18 protein-coding genes and 1 tRNA gene are annotated in these 19,836 nt (G+C 63.0%); 9 read left to right on the top strand and 10 right to left on the bottom strand.

What is annotated here, in order from left to right:
• The first annotated feature begins 168 nt into the window (after nucleotides 1–168).
• The gene (locus ACX80C_RS02530; protein WP_459324659.1) at nucleotides 169–672 is read left to right on the top strand and encodes a DUF3145 domain-containing protein; all 504 of its coding nucleotides are present in this window, start codon (nucleotides 169–171) and stop codon (nucleotides 670–672) included.
• Nucleotides 673–765: 93 nt separating this feature from the next.
• Here ACX80C_RS02530 and fabF read toward each other — a convergent pair whose 3' ends face one another.
• The 6 genes from fabF to aceE all read right to left on the bottom strand — a co-directional run bounded on the left by fabF (nucleotide 766) and on the right by aceE (nucleotide 8,641).
• Complete coding sequence (gene fabF / locus ACX80C_RS02525; protein WP_459324658.1) at nucleotides 766–2,001, bottom strand: beta-ketoacyl-ACP synthase II; 1,236 nt, start codon at nucleotides 1,999–2,001, stop codon at nucleotides 766–768.
• An 87-nt stretch (nucleotides 2,002–2,088) separates the two neighbouring features.
• Nucleotides 2,089–2,334 (bottom strand): acyl carrier protein, encoded by a 246-nt coding sequence (locus tag ACX80C_RS02520; RefSeq protein ID WP_167993200.1) that lies wholly within the window; start codon nucleotides 2,332–2,334, stop codon nucleotides 2,089–2,091.
• A gap of 79 nt (nucleotides 2,335–2,413) precedes the next feature.
• A complete protein-coding gene (locus tag ACX80C_RS02515) occupies nucleotides 2,414–3,475 on the bottom strand; it encodes a beta-ketoacyl-ACP synthase III (RefSeq protein WP_459324657.1) in 1,062 nt (353 codons plus the stop codon).
• Nucleotides 3,472–4,437 carry an ACP S-malonyltransferase gene (locus tag ACX80C_RS02510; protein ID WP_459324656.1) on the bottom strand — a complete coding sequence of 322 codons (966 nt, stop codon included), beginning with the start codon at nucleotides 4,435–4,437 and terminating at the stop codon, nucleotides 3,472–3,474. The genes ACX80C_RS02515 and ACX80C_RS02510 overlap by 4 nt, the downstream gene beginning before the upstream one ends.
• 78 nt (nucleotides 4,438–4,515) lie before the next feature.
• Nucleotides 4,516–5,754 (bottom strand): PucR family transcriptional regulator, encoded by a 1,239-nt coding sequence (locus tag ACX80C_RS02505; RefSeq protein ID WP_459324655.1) that lies wholly within the window; start codon nucleotides 5,752–5,754, stop codon nucleotides 4,516–4,518.
• A gap of 145 nt (nucleotides 5,755–5,899) precedes the next feature.
• Nucleotides 5,900–8,641, bottom strand: coding sequence for a pyruvate dehydrogenase (acetyl-transferring), homodimeric type (gene aceE / locus ACX80C_RS02500; RefSeq protein WP_459324654.1), 2,742 nt, complete (start codon nucleotides 8,639–8,641; stop codon nucleotides 5,900–5,902).
• A gap of 392 nt (nucleotides 8,642–9,033) precedes the next feature.
• On the opposite strand from aceE, the gene ACX80C_RS02495 reads away from it, so the two are divergent.
• From ACX80C_RS02495 to ACX80C_RS02480, 4 genes are all read left to right on the top strand, one after another.
• Nucleotides 9,034–9,453 (top strand): DUF3052 domain-containing protein, encoded by a 420-nt coding sequence (locus ACX80C_RS02495; RefSeq protein ID WP_459324653.1) that lies wholly within the window; start codon nucleotides 9,034–9,036, stop codon nucleotides 9,451–9,453.
• Nucleotides 9,454–9,939: a redoxin domain-containing protein gene (locus tag ACX80C_RS02490; protein ID WP_459324652.1), complete on the top strand. Its 486-nt coding sequence runs from the start codon at nucleotides 9,454–9,456 to the stop codon at nucleotides 9,937–9,939.
• Complete coding sequence (locus ACX80C_RS02485) at nucleotides 9,936–10,883, top strand: NAD-dependent protein deacetylase (protein WP_459324651.1); 948 nt, start codon at nucleotides 9,936–9,938, stop codon at nucleotides 10,881–10,883. Before ACX80C_RS02490 ends, ACX80C_RS02485 begins: the two co-directional genes overlap by 4 nt.
• A gap of 75 nt (nucleotides 10,884–10,958) precedes the next feature.
• Nucleotides 10,959–11,034 (top strand) — tRNA-Val (locus ACX80C_RS02480).
• 54 nt (nucleotides 11,035–11,088) lie between these two features.
• On the opposite strand, the gene ACX80C_RS02475 is transcribed toward ACX80C_RS02480, so the two are convergent.
• Nucleotides 11,089–13,101 carry an acyltransferase family protein gene (locus tag ACX80C_RS02475; RefSeq protein ID WP_459324650.1) on the bottom strand — a complete coding sequence of 671 codons (2,013 nt, stop codon included), beginning with the start codon at nucleotides 13,099–13,101 and terminating at the stop codon, nucleotides 11,089–11,091.
• A 235-nt stretch (nucleotides 13,102–13,336) separates the two neighbouring features.
• Here ACX80C_RS02475 and gndA point away from each other — a divergent pair, with 235 nt between their 5' ends.
• Nucleotides 13,337–14,773 carry an NADP-dependent phosphogluconate dehydrogenase gene (gene gndA, locus ACX80C_RS02470; protein WP_459324649.1) on the top strand — a complete coding sequence of 479 codons (1,437 nt, stop codon included), beginning with the start codon at nucleotides 13,337–13,339 and terminating at the stop codon, nucleotides 14,771–14,773.
• 63 nt (nucleotides 14,774–14,836) lie between these two features.
• On the opposite strand, the gene epsC is transcribed toward gndA, so the two are convergent.
• From epsC to msrA, 3 genes are all read right to left on the bottom strand, one after another.
• Nucleotides 14,837–15,424, bottom strand: coding sequence for a serine O-acetyltransferase EpsC (gene epsC / locus ACX80C_RS02465; protein WP_459324648.1), 588 nt, complete (start codon nucleotides 15,422–15,424; stop codon nucleotides 14,837–14,839).
• Between the two features lie 25 nt (nucleotides 15,425–15,449).
• Nucleotides 15,450–16,385, bottom strand: a complete 936-nt coding sequence (cysK, locus tag ACX80C_RS02460; protein ID WP_459324647.1) for a cysteine synthase A — start codon at nucleotides 16,383–16,385, stop codon at nucleotides 15,450–15,452.
• Between the two features lie 106 nt (nucleotides 16,386–16,491).
• Nucleotides 16,492–17,016 carry a peptide-methionine (S)-S-oxide reductase MsrA gene (msrA, locus tag ACX80C_RS02455; protein ID WP_459324646.1) on the bottom strand — a complete coding sequence of 175 codons (525 nt, stop codon included), beginning with the start codon at nucleotides 17,014–17,016 and terminating at the stop codon, nucleotides 16,492–16,494.
• A 110-nt stretch (nucleotides 17,017–17,126) separates the two neighbouring features.
• Between msrA and ACX80C_RS02450 the strand changes: the two genes are divergently transcribed.
• The 3 genes from ACX80C_RS02450 (at nucleotide 17,127) to ACX80C_RS02440 (ending at nucleotide 19,830) form a co-directional block, all read left to right on the top strand.
• Nucleotides 17,127–18,044 (top strand): Nif3-like dinuclear metal center hexameric protein, encoded by a 918-nt coding sequence (locus tag ACX80C_RS02450; RefSeq protein ID WP_459324645.1) that lies wholly within the window; start codon nucleotides 17,127–17,129, stop codon nucleotides 18,042–18,044.
• Between the two features lie 85 nt (nucleotides 18,045–18,129).
• Nucleotides 18,130–18,870 carry a zinc ribbon domain-containing protein gene (locus ACX80C_RS02445; protein WP_459324644.1) on the top strand — a complete coding sequence of 247 codons (741 nt, stop codon included), beginning with the start codon at nucleotides 18,130–18,132 and terminating at the stop codon, nucleotides 18,868–18,870.
• 6 nt (nucleotides 18,871–18,876) lie between these two features.
• On the top strand, nucleotides 18,877–19,830 hold the full coding sequence (locus ACX80C_RS02440) for a reverse transcriptase-like protein (protein WP_459324643.1): 954 nt from the start codon (nucleotides 18,877–18,879) through the stop codon (nucleotides 19,828–19,830).
• The last annotated feature ends 6 nt before the right edge of the window (nucleotides 19,831–19,836 follow it).

Here is a 19,836-nt window from a genome sequence, read left to right as displayed (position 1 = left end):
GCAATTCGGGTTCATGCGGCACAATGAACCGTAGTTCACTAACCATGCGGACTGACTGTACACGCAAGTGCACCTCCCGGAGATTGTTGCCGGGACACCGAAGCAGCACCGTTCCACCGGAAGCCGAAGGTCGTTGGGGAAGACGTACCTACAGCTATGGAGGATGGAATGTCTGTTGTGATGGCTCGCGGTGTTTTGTACGTACACTCAGCCCCTTCTGCGTTGTGCCCTCATATCGAGTGGGCCATCGGTTCGGTGATCGACCAACGAGTCGATCTCCAGTGGTCGCCGCAGTCTGCCGCGCCCGGAATGTTCCGCGCCGAGCTCTCCTGGGTTGCCCCTCAGGGGTCGGGAGCAAAATTGGCGTCCGCCCTGCGCGGCTGGGCGCACCTGCGCTATGAAGTCACCGAAGAGCAGAGCGCCGGAGCCGATGGCGGGCGTTGGTCCCACACTCCGGAGTTGGGAATCTTCCACGCGACAACTGATGTCCACGGCAACGTGATGGTTTCAGAAGACCGCATCCGGTACGCCTATGAGACCGGGGCCGGTGACCCGGCGGCCGTCTATCACGAACTGTCCCTGGCGCTGGGCGAGTCCTGGGACGAGGAACTCGAACCCTTCCGTCATGCAGGTGAAGGCGCTCCGGTCCGCTGGCTGCATCAGGTGGGCTAAAGCGCGGTAGTCCTTACCCGAAACATACAGGAGGCCCGGATACGCGCGTATCCGGGCCTCCAGTATGTTAGGGCAGAAGCTGCCCCGGGACGATCAGACGTTCTTGACCACGATCACGGCGTTATGCCCTCCGAACCCGAACGAGTTGCTGAGCGCCACAATGTCACCGCCGGGCAGGTCCCGGGCGGAGGTAACCACGTCCAGTGGTATCCCCGGGTCCTGGTTTTCGAGGTTGATGGTGACCGGAGTCCTCCGCTCGTGAACCGCGAGAACCGTCATAACGGCCTCCACAGCGCCAGAAGCACCAAGGAGGTGTCCTGTCTGCGACTTGGTCGCGGACACCGCGACGGATTCCACATGGCTTCCCAGGGCGGTCTTCAGCGCAACGTACTCGGGTTGATCTCCAACGGGCGTCGATGTCGCATGCGCATTCACGTGGACAACATCCGAAGCCTGAACGCGTGCATCGAACATGGCCGCCTTCAAAGCTCGGGTAGCCCCGAGCCCCTCGGGGTCGGGAGCCGTGATGTGATAGGCATCCGCGGTTACCGAAGTTCCGGCCAGCTCGCCGTAGATTCGTGCTCCGCGGGCGAGAGCGTGTTCCTCTGCCTCGAGGAGGAGCGCACCGGCGCCCTCGCCCATGACGAAGCCGTCCCGGTCGATGTCGTACGGTCGCGACGCATGTTCCGGATCATCATTGCGACGCGACAACGCCTGCATGGAAGCAAAAGCCGCGATCGGCATCGGGTGAATGGCTGCTTCGGCGCCGCCGCACATGACAACGTCGGCCTTCCCGGAGCGGATAAGTTCAAGCCCCTGATGAAGGGCTTCGGTTCCGGAAGCACACGCTGAAACGGGAGTATGGGCGCCGGCGCGTGCGCCAAGGTCGAGGCTCACTGCCGCTGCCGGGCCGTTGGGCATCAGCATAGGCACCGTCATCGGAAGGACCCGGCGAGGACCTTTCGCGCGAAGAGTGTCCCAGGCATCGAGTAAAGTCCACACACCGCCGATTCCGGTGGCAAACGCCACCGCGAACCGGTCATGGTCGACCTCCTCCAGCCCGGAGTCGCGCCACGCCTCCCGTGCCGCGATGACCGCGAACTGGGTGGAAGGATCCATGCGCTTGGCTTCAACGCGGCTCAGGACCTCACTCGCCGGCGTCGACACCTGTGCAGCGAAGGTGACGGGCAGCTCGTACTCCGCTACCCAGTCGGCTTCGATTGTTCGTGCCCCTGAGACACCCTTCAGGGCGTTTTCCCACATGGTGGGAACGTCGCCGCCGATGGGTGTGGTGGCGCCCAGGCCGGTGATGACTACTTTGCGTGCCATGGTTCACTCTCTGATGCGTGGTTGTTTCCGTGGAACGGTGATCGGGTGGGGCGGCGATGGCAGATTGCGCGCATCGCCGCTCCCGGATCAGGACTGTGCGTTGGCGATGAAGCCGACGGCGTCTCCCACGGTCTTGAGGTTCTTGACTTCCTCATCCGGGATGCGTACACCGAACTTTTCCTCAGCGTTGACCACGATGGTCATCATGGAGATGGAGTCGATGTCCAGGTCGTCGGTGAAGGACTTGTCCATCTCGACGGACTCCGGTGCGAGGCCGGTTTCTTCGTTGACGATCTCGGCAAGTCCGGCGAGGATTTCTTCGTTGCTAGCCATGGTGGCTCCTTTTCTTGTGGTTCCGGTCTGTGACCGGATGGGTTTGATCGGACCGCAGGTTGCGGCCCCATTGGGGAAATTACGGGAGGACAACTACCTGCGCGCCGAACACAAGACCGGCTCCAAAGCCGATCTGCAACGCAAGTCCACCGCTCAGAGACGGGTTTTCGGAGAGCAGGCGGTGCATGGCGAGTGGGATAGAGGCTGCAGATGTGTTTCCGGCGTCGACGATGTCCCGAGCAACAGCGACGTGGTCCGGCATGCCGAGCTGCTTGACCATTTCGTCGATGATGCGGATGTTCGCCTGGTGGGGCAGGAAGGCAACCAGATCCTCGGCACGGACACCTGCTGCATCGAGCGCCTGCTGAGCGACCTTCGCCATCTCCCAGACGGCCCAGCGGAACACAGTGGGACCGTCCTGGCGCATGGTCGGCCAAAGTGCTGTTTCAGTTTCTGCTGCGGCGTCTGCCGTCAGCCCGCCGTCCGCGCGGGCCGTCAGCGAGAGATCCCTGATGTCCAGCAACGAGTGCGTCATCCGAATGGACTCGTGCTTGCTTCCATCCGAACCCCAGACGGAAGGTCCAATCCCCGCTGAGTCGGAAGGGCCGACGACGACGGCCCCTGCCCCGTCACCGAGCAGGAACGATATGGTGCGCTCAGAGTTGTCAATGAAGTCCGAGAGCTTCTCGACGCCGACCACAAGGACGTACTCAGCGGTTCCTGCATGCACCAGGGCGTCGGCCTGTGCAATGCCGTAGCAGTAGCCTGCACAGGCGGCCGAGATGTCGTAGGCCGGGGCCGGGGTAGCGCCCAGCCGGTCCGCGAGTTGTGCGGCGGCAGACGGCGTGGCGTAAGGGTGCGTCACCGTCGAGACAAGGACCGCACCGAGCTGCGATGCCTCAATTCCGGCGTCGGCCATAGCGGCACGGCCGGCCGCTTCGGCCATGTCGATAACGGAAGTGTCCTTATCCGCACGGTGGCGGGTAACAATGCCGGTGCGCTGCCGGATCCACTCATCCGAGGAATCGATCCACTGACAGATGTCGTCATTTGTGACGATGACATCCGGACGAAAAATTCCAAGTCCGTGAATACGGGTGTGTTCGCGCAGGGCAGCCTGCTTGAGGGTGGGAGTGGTCACTCGATTCCTTCTGCGATCGGGGCAGCAACTGGACCCGCTGTGCGGGAGTGCTCTGCAAGGAAAGTACGTGCAGCGTCAAGATCTTTGGGGCTCTTCAACGCGAGGCCGGCAGTTCCGCGCATACCCCGCTTCGCCAACCCGGTCAACGTCCCGGCGGGGGGAAGCTCGAGTACCCCGGACACACCCATCGCCTGCAGACGCGCCATGCAGAGGTCCCAGCGGACCGGACGCGAAACCTGCGCAATCAGGCTGTCCAGGTTGGTCTCGCCGGACGCGACTGGTTCGCCGTCGTAATTGGAAAGCAATGTAGCCAGCGGAGTTGCCGGAGACAACGAGGGGCGAAGCGCTTCGAGCGCCTCCACTGCGGTAGCCATGTGGTGCGTGTGGAAGGCACCGGCCACCTTCAGCGGGATAACCCGGGATTTCGACGGCGGGTCGGCAGCGAGCGCCGTGAGCTGGTCCAGCGTGCCGGCAGCGACAATCTGACCACCTCCGTTTGCGTTCGCCGGAGTGAGACCGTGGCGCTCAAGGGTGGCAACGACGTCGTCGTGGTCCCCGCCCAGTACTGCGCTCATGCCCGTGGGTTTCACGGAGGCAGCGGCCGCCATGGCCTGCGCACGGGTCCTTACCAGCGCGACGGCGTCCTGCTCGGTAAGTGCTCCGGCGATCGCAGAGGCAGTCAGCTCACCCACGGAGTGGCCGGCAATAACGGTGGAAGCGGTGAGCGCGGCGTCACCGAGTAGCACCCTCGATGCGACCAGGCCGGCGGCAACGATGAGGGGCTGAGCAACCGCGGTATCCCGGATTGTGTCCTCGTCAGAGACAGTTCCATGCCGGATCAAATCAAGTCCCGCAGCGTCACTGAGCGCTTCCAGGTGCTCGCGCACACCGGGCAGATCGAGCCAGGGGGTAAGGAACCCGGGAGATTGGGAGCCCTGTCCTGGGCAGAGAATTGCAAGCACGTATCAAGCTTTCCAAAGAGGATGTCTGTTGCAGGGTGTTCCGGTGCACGAAGCTCCCGGAGGCACTTTGTAGGAAGTCTACAACGAACCGGTGCGGTCCAGCCTCACGCCCGCGCGGTCGGCAACGCCTTTGAGCGGGGGAGCGAGACGTCCGATTACCAGCGCCGTCTGCAGAACAAACGCCTCACGGGGCAGGAGCGGATCCCATCCGGTGATGTCACAAACCCTCCGAAGACGGTAGCGGACCGTGTTGGCGTGAACAAACAATTCTCGCGATGTCGCTTCCAGCGAATGACCAAGCGAGAGATATGCGGAGAGCGTCTCTTCCAGGCCATTCTGCGCGTTCACGAGCGGCCGGTAGATGTTGCGAAGCAGGGCCTTCCGCGCAGTGTCGTCGCCGGAGATTACGCGTTCCGGCCACAGGTCGTCCGCTGCCACGGGGCGCGGGGCGGAAGGCCAGGCGCGTGCGGCGGTCAGGCCGGCAAACGCCGCCTGGGCGGAGCTGCTCGCGGCCACGAGTGAGGCCGACTCCGGCCCATACACCACCGGACCCGGCCCGAAGAGTTCGCTGAGTTTGCGGTAGGAATTGTCCCTGTCCTGGACTCCGCCGAGCACCAGGATGAGACGGTCGCCCTGGATTCCCACCAGCGTGTCCTCTGCAAGGCGTCCGGTGGTGCGGCGCAATTCGTTGAGGAACATGGCATTCGGTTCTGCGGGAGAGCTGCCCACCATGACGGTAATCCGTGCCTGCGACTTCCAACCGACCGCCGCGATGCGGGACCGCAGGGCGTCTGAGCTCTCACCCCGGAGGATGGCATCCACCACCAGCGCTTCGAGCCGGGTATCCCAGGATCCACGGGTTTCCGCCGCCCGTGCGTACACGTCAGCCGCGGCAAAGGCCACCTCCCGGGAATATCTGAGCACCGCTTCGCGCAGCGGCCCCTGGTCTGCGTCTGAGGCGAGGTCAGGGACCTGGTCCTCGACCACCTGCACCACCACGCGTATCAGTTGAAGGGCCTTCTGAAGGCTGATGGAGCGCGTCAGCTCAGTGGGCGCTGTTCCGAATACGTCGCTGAGAACCCACGCAGGTGATACCGGCTTCTGATACCAGTTGACGAATGAGGCGATGCCCTTCTGGGCCACCAACCCGAGCGCCGAACGCTCGTCCGGACGGAGGTTGCGGTACCACGGGAGCGTTGAGTCCAACTGCTTCAGTGTTTCGGTTGAGAGCGCACCGATCTGCGTCCGCAACCGGTCCACTGTTGCGGAGTCAGGTGCGGGCAGGGAGGTACCGCGCGGGCCAGAGGACGAAGCCATGCACCGAGCATACTCACCAGAAGCACGAGGCCCCTATTTTGTACGAAGGCTACAAAGAAGCACGTTCTGAGGGTCTTGTATTAAAGCCCGCTGCCGCATGGTCGCCCTCGAGGTAGGCCACCATGCGGCAGGAAGGAAACCGGTGCTAGGAGTCGCCGCCCGCGTTCCCGGTAGTGCCCGCATTCACATCGAGCAGTGAGTACTTTTCGATTGCTTGGCGTGGTGCATCGGGGTCGACTTTGTCTTGTTTGGCGAGGAGTTCGAGGGTGCGTACGACGACGGAGTGTGAGTCGATTTTGAAGTAGCGTCGTGCTGCGGCGCGGGTGTCGGAGAAGCCGAAGCCGTCGGCGCCGAGGGTGGCGAAGTCCTGGGGGAGGAACTGCCTGATCTGGTCGGGGACGGCTTTCATGTAGTCAGTGACGGCGACGATTGGTCCGGGTGCTTCGCCGAGTTGCTGTGCGACGAAGGGCACGCGTGGCTCTGAGCCGGGGTTGAGGAAGGCGTCTTCCTCTGCGGCGAGGGCGTCACGGCGGAGTTCGGTCCAGGACGTTACCGACCACACATCCGCGGAAACACCCCACTCGTCAGCAAGGATCTGCTGCGCGTCGAGAGCCCATGGCACTGCCACACCGGAAGCGAGGATCTGCGACTTCGGCGCGTTGTCGGCAGCATGGCCGTCCTTGAGCTTGTAGATACCCCTGAGCAGGCCGTCCACGTCGAGGTTTTCCGGTTCAACGGGCTGGAGGATCGGCTCGTTGTAAACCGTGAGGTAATACATGACATTCGGATCGGTCCCGGACACCGCATTGCCGTCACCGTACATGCGTTCCAACCCGTCCCGCATGATGTGCCCTATCTCATAACCGTACGCGGGGTCGTAGGTGACCACGGCAGGGTTGGTCGAGGCAAGCAGCGGTGAGTGGCCGTCGGCGTGTTGGAGGCCTTCGCCGGTGAGGGTGGTGCGGCCGGCGGTTGCACCGATGATGAACCCGCGGGTCATCTGGTCCCCCGCCGCCCAGTAGGAGTCCCCGGTGCGCTGGAACCCGAACATGGAGTAGAAGACGTAGATCGGGATCAGCGGTTCACCCTGGGTGGCGTATGCCGTGCCTGCAGCCGTGAAAGCCGCCACAGAACCGGCCTCGTTGATACCGGCATGGAGGATCTGACCCTCTATCGATTCCTTGTAGGCGAGCACCAGGTCGCGGTCCACCGAGAGGTAGTTCTGGCCCTTGGGGTTGTAGATCTTCGCCGTCGGGAAGAACGAGTCCATGCCAAAGGTACGCGCCTCATCCGGGATGATCGGCACAATGCGCTTTCCGAACTCCTTGTCGCGCATCAGGTCCTTGAGCAGACGAACGAACGCCATGGTGGTTGCGGCCTGCTGCTTGCCGGAACCTCGTTTGGCGACTTCGTAGGCTTTGTCGCCGGGCAGCACAACTTCGGCGTGCTTGCTGCGGCGCTCCGGGAGGTAGCCGCCGAGTGTCTTACGGCGCTCATGCAGGTACTTGATCTCCGGAGCGTCCGGACCTGGGTGATAGTACGGCGGGTTGTAAGGGTCTCCCTCGATCTGCTCGTCGCTGATCGGGATGCGGAGGTGGTCGCGGAAGTCTTTGAGGTCGCCGAGGGTGAGTTTTTTCATTTGGTGGGTGGCGTTGCGGCCTTCGAAGTGCGCGCCGAGTCCGTAGCCCTTGACCGTTTTGGCCAGGATCACGGTGGGTTTGCCGGTGAACTCGGTGGCAGCCTTATAGGCGGCGTAAACCTTCCGGTAATCATGTCCACCGCGCTTGAGACCCCACACCTGGGCATCGCTCATATCAGCGACGAGGTCCTTGGTCGCAGGGCTCTTCCCGAAGAAGTGATCCCGGACGAACCCACCGGACTCAGCCTTATAGGTCTGATAGTCCCCGTCCAGGGTTTCATTCATGATCTTCACCAGATCCCCACTGGTATCAGCCTCAAGCAGCTCATCCCATTCCCGGCCCCAGACCACCTTGATCACGTTCCACCCGGCCCCACGGAAGAACGCCTCCAACTCCTGCATGATCTTCCCATTACCCCGCACCGGCCCATCCAGGCGTTGCAGGTTGCAGTTGATCACGAAATTCAGGTTATCCAGGCCCTCATTCGCCGCCAACTGCAACAACCCCCGCGACTCAGGCTCATCCATCTCCCCGTCCCCGAGGAACGCCCACACCTGCTGCCCACTGGTGTCCTTGATCCCCCGGTTCTGCAGGTACCGGTTGGACTGGGCCTGATAGATCGCGTTCATCGGCCCGATCCCCATCGACACCGTAGGGAACTCCCAAAACTCCGGCATCAACCTCGGGTGCGGATACGAAGACAACGCGTGACCCTCTTTGGACTTCTCCTGCCGGAACCCGTCCAGATCCTCCTCGGTCAGCCGCCCTTCCAGGTACGCCCGCGCATACATCCCCGGGGACGCGTGGCCCTGGAAGAAAATCTGATCCCCACCACTGGGGTGATCCTTCCCCTTGAAGAAATGATTGAACCCCACCTCATACAGGGTCGCCGCCCCCGCGTACGTGGAAATATGACCGCCCACACCAATCTCCGGACGCTGCGCCCGATGCACCATCACCGCCGCGTTCCACCGCATCCACGCCCGGTACTTCCGCTCAATCTCCTCATCCCCCGGGAACTCCGGCTCCTCATCGACCGGGATCGTGTTCACATAATCCGTGGTCACCACCGGCGGCAACCCCACCGACCGGCCACCAGCACGAGCCAACAACCGGCCCAACACCTCACGAGCCCGCTCCGACCCCCGCACATCAACCAACTGATCAAACGACTCAACCCACTCAGCCGTCTCCTCCGGATCCGAATCCACAGAACCCGAACCCACAATCCCCTGATCAGCAGCCATCCCAAAACCTCTTTCAATCCGCAGATTATGTCTGCGACGTCTACGACTTTGCGCTTCGGGCATTTGCTCGTCGAAGCGCATCGAACCCCGCCGGCGATTGCCCGATCTACGGATTCACTGTGTCACTCTAGCCCCGTGGCTCGCGTCATGCGTAGCTGGTCGGGCGGTCAAGCGGTTAGGTTACGACACCGGCAGACCGGGTTGTCGTCGACATTGCGCTACTGGTGCCGCGTAATCGAGGGCCGGGACGCCGTCGTCATGCCTGTCGGCGCGGAGCGCGGGTTGAAGCGTAGCGCTTAAGGGTGTTGGCTGGTAATAATGCATATCAACGTACGGTGGAGGTCGAGTCATAGGCACCATCGAGCGAAACACAGTCTTTCGGGAGGAAAAAAGTGAGCGAGGCCGAAGCCGCCACCGCAGGTAGCGTGGCGGACAAACTGGGTTTCAAGGATGGCGACCTTGTTCAGGAACTTGGGTATGACGAAGACGTCGATTTCGACTTCCGGGCTGATCTGGAGGATGAAATCGGCTCCGAGCTGCTTACCGAAGAAGACCAGGACGTTGTTGACGGCGTCGTGCTCTGGTGGCGAACCGACGACGGCGACCTCGTTGACGCGCTGGTCGACTCGTTGACCTGCCTCGACGACGGCGGGGTTGTGTGGCTGTTGACGCCGAAATCGGGACGCGACGGCTATGTTGCCCCGTCTGAAGTCCAGGAGGCAGCGCCCACGGCGGGCCTGCACGCTACTTCGTCGGCCGGTGTTTCCCGCGATTGGGCCGCCACGCGGCTGGTCAGCCGCCGCAAACAGTAGGTGGACCAGCTACCTGCAGTCGGCGGGCGGGCTCCCGCCTTCGAGCTTCCCAATCAGCACGGGGAGCCGGTCAGCCTTGCCTCGCTCCGCGGAACTGCAGCCGCGCTGGTGTTCTACCCGTTCGCTTTTTCGCGGGTCTGTACCGGCGAACTCGACGAGTTGCAGGCGCAGTCAGAGGAGTTCCGCGGCAGAAACGTCCGGCTACTGGCCATCTCTGTCGACTCAAAATACACATTGCGTGCCTACGCAGAAGAACGTGGCTATGACTTCGATCTGCTCGCGGATTTTTGGCCGCACGGAGCCGTAGCCGATACCTACGGTGTGCTCGACCACACTAGGGGTTATGCGAGGCGCGCCACCTTTTTCCTTGATCCCGACGGGGTCGTCATCGAGCGGATCGATGCCGCGCTCGGTGACGTGCGTCCTTTCGATAGTTATCTGAGTGCCCTCCACAGCCTTTCGGTCCCGACGATCATCCGTCCATGAACGAGTCATCGGCTGTCCCGCACGCTTCTTCACTGCCCGGCTTCGGGACGACCGGTTTTGCGAGGGGTGAGGCAGCGGAACAGGGCTCACTCACACACCGTGAACTCGAGCTCCTTACGGGTGCCATAACGCTCCTTGAAGGACGTCGTCTGGCGGTCCTGACGGGTGCGGGCCTGAGCACGGATTCAGGTATTCCGGACTACCGGGGACCGAACTCCGTGCCACGAAGCCCGATGACCTACCAGCAGTTCGTGGGCGATGATGTTCTCCGACGCCGGTACTGGGCCCGCAACCATGTGGGCTGGCATCACCTCCGGCGTGCGGACCCCAATGCCGGGCACAGGGCAATCGCACTGATGGAGCAGCGTGGTCTGCTCACCGGCCTCATCACCCAGAACGTTGACCGGCTGCACTCGGTAGCCGGCACCACTATCGTGGTGGACTTGCATGGGACCTACGACAGGGTTATCTGCCTGGATTGCCGCAGCCGGTTCACGCGCCGGGAGATTGCCTCACTGCTGGAGGCACTCAATCCGGGGTACCTCGATCTGGCTGGGGACGCGGGAGACGTCGCGCCAGATGCCGACGCCGACGTCGACGACACGGCGGGGTTCGTCGTCGCGCCGTGTCCGGTGTGCGGTGGCATGCTCAAGCCCGACTTTGTCTATTTCGGGGAGAACGTGCCGAAGGACCGCGTGGAGCGTTCGTATGGGCTGGTGAACGACGCCGGCGCCCTCCTTGTGGCCGGATCGTCACTGGCTGTGATGAGCGGTTTGCGCTTCGTCCGACAAGCGAAGAAGGACGGTAAGCCCGTGGTGATCATCAACCGCGGGACAACCCGCGGAGATGACCTGGCTTCGCTGAAGCTCGAAGTGGGTGTGTCGGAAGCCCTGACATACCTCGCACGGGCGCTCCCGTCATTGACTGACGGCTCCGCGGGCTGATTGGCGTTGCGCCGCTGGGTTCCGGTAGAGTAATTCCTCGTGATGAGGGGCCGTTACAGCCCCGGAAGTCACCAAGGGTCTTTAGCTCAGCTGGTAGAGCGCCACGTTTACACCGTGGATGTCATCGGTTCGATCCCGGTAGGACCCACCACGAAGAACCCCGCCAATCCGCGCATGAAAGCCGGACTGGCGGGGTTCTTGCTTACTAAAGTTCTTTGTCGAGTTCAGCGGCAACCCGCGGCGCCAGCGCTTCGCCCATTGGTTCCGAGAGATGATGCGCGTCACGGTAGGCAAGGATGTCACCGATGATGGCAGGGCATTGCTCGCCGCAAAGGTACTTGTTCATGTCGAGGAAGCGCGCACCCGTTTCTTCGGCTACCTTGCGCTCGACGGCGGCGCGCGGGGCGTTCAGCGCCTCCTCGGGTTCCGCGTCGCACGCCGCCGCGTCATCGATGTTCCTGGACAGACAGGACGCCGGAGCGGAGTTGTGAAAAGGTGTGTCCGCCATGACAACCACCTCTGTCTCCTCCGGTAGCGCGTTGATGGTTGCTCGAAGGCCCTCTTCCCACTGTTCGCGGAGATCCGCCGAATCGCTCACCGGTGTTACCCGCCCATAGTTGCCCAGCACCACCAGTCGGGGTTTGAGGTCGCGGATGGTCTGAAGCGTGTGCTCCCGCCACTGGTCGCATTCTGTGTATGGCGAGCCCTGCCGCTCGATCGAGATGGACACCGCAGGACAGGATGCCTTGGTGAGCGTGCGCAACCGCAGCGAATTCTCCCGTGCCAGGCGGTCCACCCCTGCGAACCACTGTTCAGCGTGGGAGTCGCCGAACAACACGACATCCTGCGTGGCGTCAGGATCGCCGTAGATGCAGTGGGTTTGCGGTTCGGTCTGCTTCACCGGAGCATGGCATCCGTCGCCGTTGGTCGGCGGAGCGCTGGTCGCGGCCCGCTCGAGCACCGGCGTCACGTTTGAGGGTACGAAGGGCGTGCCTTCCGGGTAGGGGAGCCCGGCTTTCCGTTCCGCCGGTTGTGCGGCCGTGGCCGGAGTCCGGTCGATGTAGAGGCCCGCGCCGTACGCAGAGCCGGCAATCACGAGGGCTCCGGCAGTCGCCATCGCGAGTGCAGGCAAAGTGCGGCCGGTGTGTCCCCTGGTCGGCCTGCTGCGGCGTCGGAAGGGCTCCTCAACGTAGTGGTGCAGCAGGACCGCCAGCGGGATACTCAAGGCGCCGAGCGCAAGAGTTCCAGCCAGTGGCAGTGGGTGCTCGACGCCAACAGCCAACTGCGGAATGGTGAGCAACGGCCAGTGCACCAGGTAAAGCGAATAAGACCACTTGCCCATCGCTTGCATGGGACGGTTGGTGAGCAGCCCCGGGTGCGCCCCAGCGGACCCGCCGAGGATCACGGCAGCGGTTGAGAGAGTCGGCAGGAGGGCGGCTATGCCGGGAAAAGGGGTGGACGAGGTCAGCAGCACAAATCCCGCCAGCATCCCCGCAAGCCCGCTCCACATCAGTACGCGCCCGACGGCGGTGGGGAGGCGTCCCGCGGCATGGCGCAGTACCAGCGCTGCCAGGGCACCGACGCCGAGTTCCCACGCCCTGCTGGGCAGGGAGAAAAAGGCCCATGGCGGGGATACCTCGAGCAGGATAAGCCCACTGGCGAAGGACGTGGCAACAAGCGCAGCGATAACAGCAGCAAGCCGTCTGTTCGACCGGCGGACCAGGAGGTACGCACCCAGCAACACCGCAGGCCACAGTAGGTAGAACTGTTCCTCAATGCCGAGTGACCAGTAATGCTGGAACGGCGAAGGCGAGGTTTCCGCGAGGTAGTCGGTCCCCTGAACTGCGAAGAGCAGGTTCGGCAGGTAAAGCGCGGTTGCGGCGGCGTCTTCGAGCGTGCCCGGCGTCTCTACCCGCGGTACGAACATGACGGAGGCAAGCGCGGTCAGCACCAGGACCGTCAATGCCGCAGGCAAGATGCGGCGAATCCTTCGGGCGTAGAAGTCGGAGAACCTGATAGTGCCGTGGTCACGGAGGACTGAGAGCAGGTGCGACGTGATCAGAAACCCCGAGATGACGAAGAAGACGTCGACGCCGGAGTAACCTCCGGGCACCAGCCAGACACCGGCGTGATAGATCACTACAGCGAGGACTGCCACGGCTCGCAGGCCCTGAATGTCCGGACGGAACCCATTGTCGGCATGGGGCGGACGGTTCATCAACAACTTCCTCACTTCGATTCGATTCTTTCGAACATATCAATTTGATAACGGACGTTGCACATTCGTCGGGACCGTTCGCGGTTTGCTTTGTGTCGACTGATTACCTGCCTGGGCAGGCACGGTCTGGCATGGACGGCGAGCCCGGTAATAGGGTGGAACCTGCCAAGGCGCATAGGGGCGTCATAAAGTTCACGCGCCCCTATCCACGGGGCGAACTGCAGATGGAGACTTGATGAGTGCACAAATCGGTGTGACCGGCCTGGCCGTCATGGGAGCGAACCTTGCCAGAAACCTGGCCCGCAACGGCTATACCGTCGCCCTGCACAACCGTTCCGTCGAGAAGACAGACGCTTTGCTGGAAAAGCACGGAGGCGAGGGTGACTTCGTGCGCACCGAGACCCTGCAGGAACTCGTCGACTCCCTCGAGAAGCCCCGCCGTGTTCTGATCATGGTCAAGGCCGGCGCACCGGTTGATTCCGTCATCGATCAGCTTGAGCCGCTGCTGGAACCCGGCGATATTGTGATCGACGCCGGTAACTCGCACTATGAGGACACACGCCGGCGTGAAGCAGCGCTGGCTAAGAAGGACCTGCATTTCGTGGGCGTGGGGGTTTCCGGTGGTGAGGAGGGTGCACTTCTTGGTCCTTCGATCATGCCGGGCGGATCGCGGGAGTCCTACGATTCGCTGGGCCCGATGCTTGAGAAGATCTCCGCGAAGTACAACGGCGAGCCCTGCTGCCGCTGGGTCGGTACGGACGGTGCAGGGCACTTCGTCAAGATGGTGCACAACGGCATCGAGTATGCCGACATGCAGGTTATCGGTGAAGCGTACGACGTCCTTCGCACGGCGGCCGGGATCGAACCGGCCGAGCAGGCCAGGATCTTCACGGAGTGGAACACGGGAACGCTGTCATCGTTCCTGATCGAGATCACGGCCGAGGTGCTCGCGCACACCGATGAGCGGACCGGCAAGCCGTTTGTCGACGTCGTTGTTGACTCCGCGGGCCAGAAGGGCACCGGCCGGTGGACGGTGGTGTCGGCGCTGGAACTCGGTAGCCCGACTTCGGGTATTGCCGAGTCGGTCTTCGCGCGGGGACTCTCGTCGCAGCGCGGGCAACGGGAATTGGCGCAGGGGATCCTGCAGGGTCATGAGAGCAGCGTCGACCTGCCTGACGACTTTGTAGAGGATGTGCGGCTAGCACTCTATGCATCAAAGCTGGTCAGCTATGCACAGGGTATCGACATGCTCACCGCTGCTGCGGGCGAGTATGGCTGGGAGCTCAAGCTGGATGAGATCGCGTCCCTGTGGCGGGCCGGGTGCATTATCCGCGCGGAACTGCTGGATGACATCATGAAGGCCTACGCGGCCGAGGAGAAGCCGGCGAACCTGCTCCTTGCGCCGGCGTTCGCCGAATCGATTGCCGGTGCGGTGCCTGCATGGCGCCGTGTTGTTGCGACCGCCGTGCAGCTCGGCATTCCCGTTCCTGTGTTCTCCTCGTCGCTGGCCTACTACGATGGACTGCGCCGCAAACGACTGCCCGCTGCCCTCACCCAGGGGCTGCGCGACCTTTTCGGAGCCCACACGTACAACCGGGTCGACGCTGAAGGGACTTTCCACACTCTGTGGGGGGAGGATCGCTCGGAGATCGAAGCGGTCGATACCCACTAGGCCACAGCACAAATGTGAATGCCCCGGCGGATTCGCCGGGGCATTCACATTTGTCTAAGACGTTCAGATATAGAGCGCCGGGTCGATGTACTCTGCGGGATCAACGGCAGGCAGGGTCTCCCGGGCCGAGTCCCGGTGGCGGAAGGTCGCAGGGATCCCGGTCACGATCGAGTCGGGTGGCGTGTCCTTGACAACGACGGCGTTCGCTCCCACAGCACTTCCCGCACCGATGGTGATGGGCCCGAGAACCTTCGCTCCGGCGCCGATCGTCACGCGGTCTCCGATAGTCGGATGGCGCTTCACCTTCTCAAGCGAGCGGCCGCCGAGCGTCACGCCCTGGTACATCATGACGTCATCACCGATCTCTGCGGTGCCGCCGATAACCACTCCCATGCCGTGATCAATGAAGAATCGGCGACCGATCGTTGCAGCCGGATGGATTTCGATCCCCGTCAGGAAGCGGGCAGCCTGGGACAGAACCCGCGCCGGAAACCGGAGTGCGGCAACCTGCCACATCCTGTGGGTCAGACGGTGCACCCAGATGGCATGCAGCCCCGAGTAAACGACGCCGTTCTCAATATCACCCCTGGCGGCCGGGTCATGTGCCCGGGCCGCCTCGAGGTCTTCTCGCAGTCTCGCTAAAAAGCTCACAGACCACCTTCTGTTGCAGGTTTGGCTAGCCCCGAATGTCGTCGAAGAGCACGGTGGAAATGTAACGCTCACCAAAGTCACAGACCACTGCGACGATCAGCTTGCCGGCGTTCTCCGGACGCTTGGCCAGTTCCAGGGCACCCCAAACGATGGCGCCGGAGGAGATCCCACCGAGGATGCCCTCCTGGGTACCGAGGGCGCGTGCAACGCGAACCGAGTCCTCAACGCTTGCGTCAATCACTTCGTCGTAGATGGAAGTGTCGAGGATTTCCGGAACAAAGTTTGCACCCAGGCCCTGGATCTTGTGCGGTCCTGGTGCGCCGCCGTTGAGGATCGGGGAATCGGCCGGTTCGACGGCGATGATTTTCACACCGGGCTTGCGTTCTTTGAGGACCTGGCCGACGCCGGTGATGGTGCCGCCTGTGCCGATGCCCGAGACGAAGATATCCACCTCGCCGTCAGTGTCTTTCCAGATTTCCTCGGCCGTGGTGGCGCGGTGGATGGCGGGGTTGGCCTCGTTGGCGAACTGTCGGGCCCAGATGGAGTTCTCGTTGGTGGCAACAATCTCCTTGGCTCGGTCAACCGCTCCCCGCATGCCCTCGGATCCGGGAGTCAGGACAATCTCGGCGCCGTAGGCCCGCAGCATGACGCGACGTTCAGTCGACATGGTTTCCGGCATCGTGAGGATGACCTTGTAGCCGCGCGCCGCGCCGACCATAGCCAGGGCAATGCCCGTGTTCCCGGAGGTGCCCTCGACGATCGTCCCGCCCGGCTTCAGGGCGCCTGCCTGCTCGGCGGCATCGATGATGGCCACACCGATGCGATCCTTGACGCTGTTGGCCGGGTTGTAGAACTCAAGTTTCACGGCAACCTGCGCGTCGAGTCCTTCGGTCAGGCGGTTGAGGCGTACCAGCGGTGTGTTGCCTACCAGTTGGGTCACGTCGTCGTAAATCGGTGCCATGGTTTTCCTGTCTGGAGCGTCGGGAGGAAGGTAAGGATTCTGGTTAGCGAGAGCGCCGAACCCAGGCGAAACTGGATTCAGCCTAGCCAGCGCCAACAGGGGCGGGCTATGCAGTGAGCCATTCGGCGTAATATTTCCGGGCCTTGGCAAGCTTCGGATTGATAATCACCTGGCAATAGCCCTGCTCCGGGTGCTTCGCATAGAAGTTCTGGTGATACTCCTCCGCCACATGGAACTTCGGCAGGCGGACCACTTCGGTAACGATTGGGTTTGACCAGTCTTCCTGGTTCCGTTCAATAGCCCTTTCGAACACTTCCTTCTGTTGTGCGTCCTGGTAGAACATTGAAGACCTGTACTGCGTGCCGACGTCGTAACCCTGTCGGTTCAGCGTGGTTGGATCATGCGAGACGAAGAAGATTCCGAGGATCACCTCGGCCGGAATGACCGTCTCATCGAACGTCACTGCAACTACCTCCGCGTGCCCGGTGATGCCCGCGCAGACCGAGTCATAGTCGGGATCCGGCTGGTGCCCGCCCGTGTAGCCGGACACCACGTCGGTCACTCCGCGGGTCTTCTGGTATACGGCGTCAAGGCACCAGAAGCAGCCCCCGCCCAGCACGAAAGTCATCATGGTGTTAACAATGCATGATGGCGGCGGATGATTCCCCGCGGCGTCCGCCGCATGGCCGCGTTGGTGGGGAACCGGTGGTCAGTTGGACGAAAGCTGGTAGAACTAGGGCTATGAAACCTGAGGAGGAACAGGTCGGCGACCGGGAAAGCGAGCTGCCCCACGCGGACGCGGACGAGCCGTCAACGTCGAAGCCGACGGTCGGTGACATCCTGCTGGCTATCGAGGAATTGTGGCCGGAGTCGCTGGCCGAAGGATGGGACGCCGTCGGGCTTGTCACCGGACTTCCTGACCGCGAGGTTTCAACTGTGGTCTTTGCCGTGGATCCGTCCGAAGCCGTCATCGAGGACGCGATTGAGCTTGGGGCGGACCTGATCGTCGCGCACCACCCGCTCCTGCTGAAGCCCGTGAATACTGTCGCCGCCACGCACGCGAAAGGTGCGGCAGTCCATCGTCTTATCGAAGCCGGCTGCGCGCTGGTGACGGTACACACCAACGGTGACAGCGCTGTTGGAGGCGTGTCGGATGTACTGGCCGATGCCTTCGGACTGCGGAACGTGGAACCGCTCGCCAGCGCAGCGGACGGACTTCCCGAAGAGGGGATAGGCAGGGTCGGTGACCTTGCGGACGTGACCTCGCTCGGGGACTTCGCGGAACTGGTGTTCGGGCTGCTTCCCGCGGTTGCCGGAGGCATGCGGGTGGCGGGGGACCGGCACGGACTGGTTAGGCGTGTCGCAGTCTGCGGAGGCGCCGGGGACAACCTTTTCGACCAGGTTCGCGCCAGTCAGGCCGATGTCTATGTCACGGCCGATCTGCGGCATCATCCTGCCCTCGAGGCCCGGGAAGCAGCGGTGAATGGGCGTCCTTACCTCATTGACGTTTCCCACTTCGGCAGCGAATGGCTCTGGTTGACGCCGGCAGCCGCCGCCCTGGCGAATGTGCTCTCCGACCAGAATTTCGAGGTTGAGGTTCGGGTGAGTACCGTGAACTCGGATCCCTGGGACTTCGTGTTGACCCCCGGCGGCGACTGATCAAGCACGTCCGTCGGGCCTGGCCCCGCCTTGCCATAAGGTAGACGAAGAAGGAATTTTCGTTCGAATCCCCGGAGGACAATCGGTGGCAAAAGCACCCCAGGCGGAACAACTGCGGCTTCTTGACTTGCAGGCGAATGACTCCAAACTCAACCAGCTGCAGCGGCAGGCGGCTACGGCGCGGGGCAACCCGGAACTCGCCCGGCTCGCCTCTAGCGTGGCAGCGGCAGACTCCGAGACCGTTGGTGCAGCAACCAACCTCGCCGACGCTGAGCGGGACCTGACGCGCGCGGAGGACGATGTGCAGGCCGTGGTTACCCGGTTGGAGCGCGATGAGCAGCGGCTGAACAGCGGCACGGGGACGTCCAAGGACCTCACCGCCCTGCAGAGCGAGGTGGCATCGCTCACCAAGCGCCGGTCGGACCTTGAGGACATCGAACTCGAAGTGATGGAAAGGGTTGAGGCAGCCCGTACCGCGCGCGAAGTGGCCGCCGCCCACGCGGAATCCATCAGGTCACAGTTGAAGGAACTGGAAAGCGGGCGCGATGAGGAGCTCGCACGGATCGAAGCTGAGCGAACCGATGTCCAACACACCCGGGACGAACTCGCGGGAAGCTTCGACACCGCGCTCCTTGGCCTCTATGAGAAGACCCTGGCCAAGCGCGGCGTGGGCGCGGCACGCCTGTTCCACGGCAGGTCTGAAGGTTCGGGCATGCAGCTCAGTCCCGGTGACCTCGCGGACATCTCCCGTGCAGCGGAAGACGACATCGTGTTCTGCCCGGATTCAGGGTGCATCCTCGTGCGCTCCGCTGAGTGGGGAAACTGAACCGACGTGCAGGAAAGCGAGATTCCGCTGTTCGATGGCGTCCCGGCAGAACCGCAACAGGAAACGCGGAGCGGTTTCCTGATCGTGGAAGCCGACGGCGGATCCCGCGGCAATCCCGGGCACGCCGGCTACGGTGCATTGGTTCGCGATCCGGAGTCCGGGAAGATCCTTGTCGAGAAGGCAGGGTATGTGGGCATCGCATCCAACAACGTCGCGGAGTACTCCGGCCTCGTCGCTGGACTGGAACTCGCACACGAGGTGGATCCCAACTGCCGCATTCTTGTGAAGATGGATTCCAAGCTGGTGGTCGAGCAGATGAGCGGGCGCTGGAAGATCAAGCACGCCGACATGCAGAACCTGGCCTCGAAGGCACGGCGTGCCGTGGATCCGCGCCGTGTGCGCTATGAATGGATCCCGCGTGAGCGGAACAAAGACGCCGACCGGCTCTCGAACGAGGCCATGGACGCGGGTATTTCCGGCGTCGAATGGACCCCGCGGAAGCCGGTTCAGAAGACTGTGGAGGCCGCCGTCGTCGTTCCGCAGCCGGAACCCGATGTCCGGCTGCAGCCGACAGGATCGCTTCATCACATCGAGATCTGGGTCCGGAACTTCGATTCGGCGCTGAAGAGTTTCGGTTGGCTTTTCGAGCGTTTGGGATTCGTCCCGCGGGACTCCTGGAACGACGGCGCCAGTTGGGCCGGCAGGGGAGCGTACCTCGTGCTCGAAGCGGGCCCGGACGTTCTGCCGGAACCGCATGAACGCCGTCGTGCGGGGATCAACCACCTGGCCTTCAACGCCGGCTCGCGGGCCGAGGTTGACCTCCTTGCGCGCCGGGCAACCAGCCACGGCTGGTCCCTGCTGTTCGCCGACAAGCACCCTCACGCGGGCGGGCGGGACCACTACGCTGCCTACCTCGAGAACGCGGACGGGTTCGAGGTGGAGCTCGTCGCTGAGCCTTAGGGGCTG

Source organism: Arthrobacter tecti (genome assembly GCF_054511355.1).
This window is presented reverse-complemented; position numbering and strand designations above follow the sequence as displayed.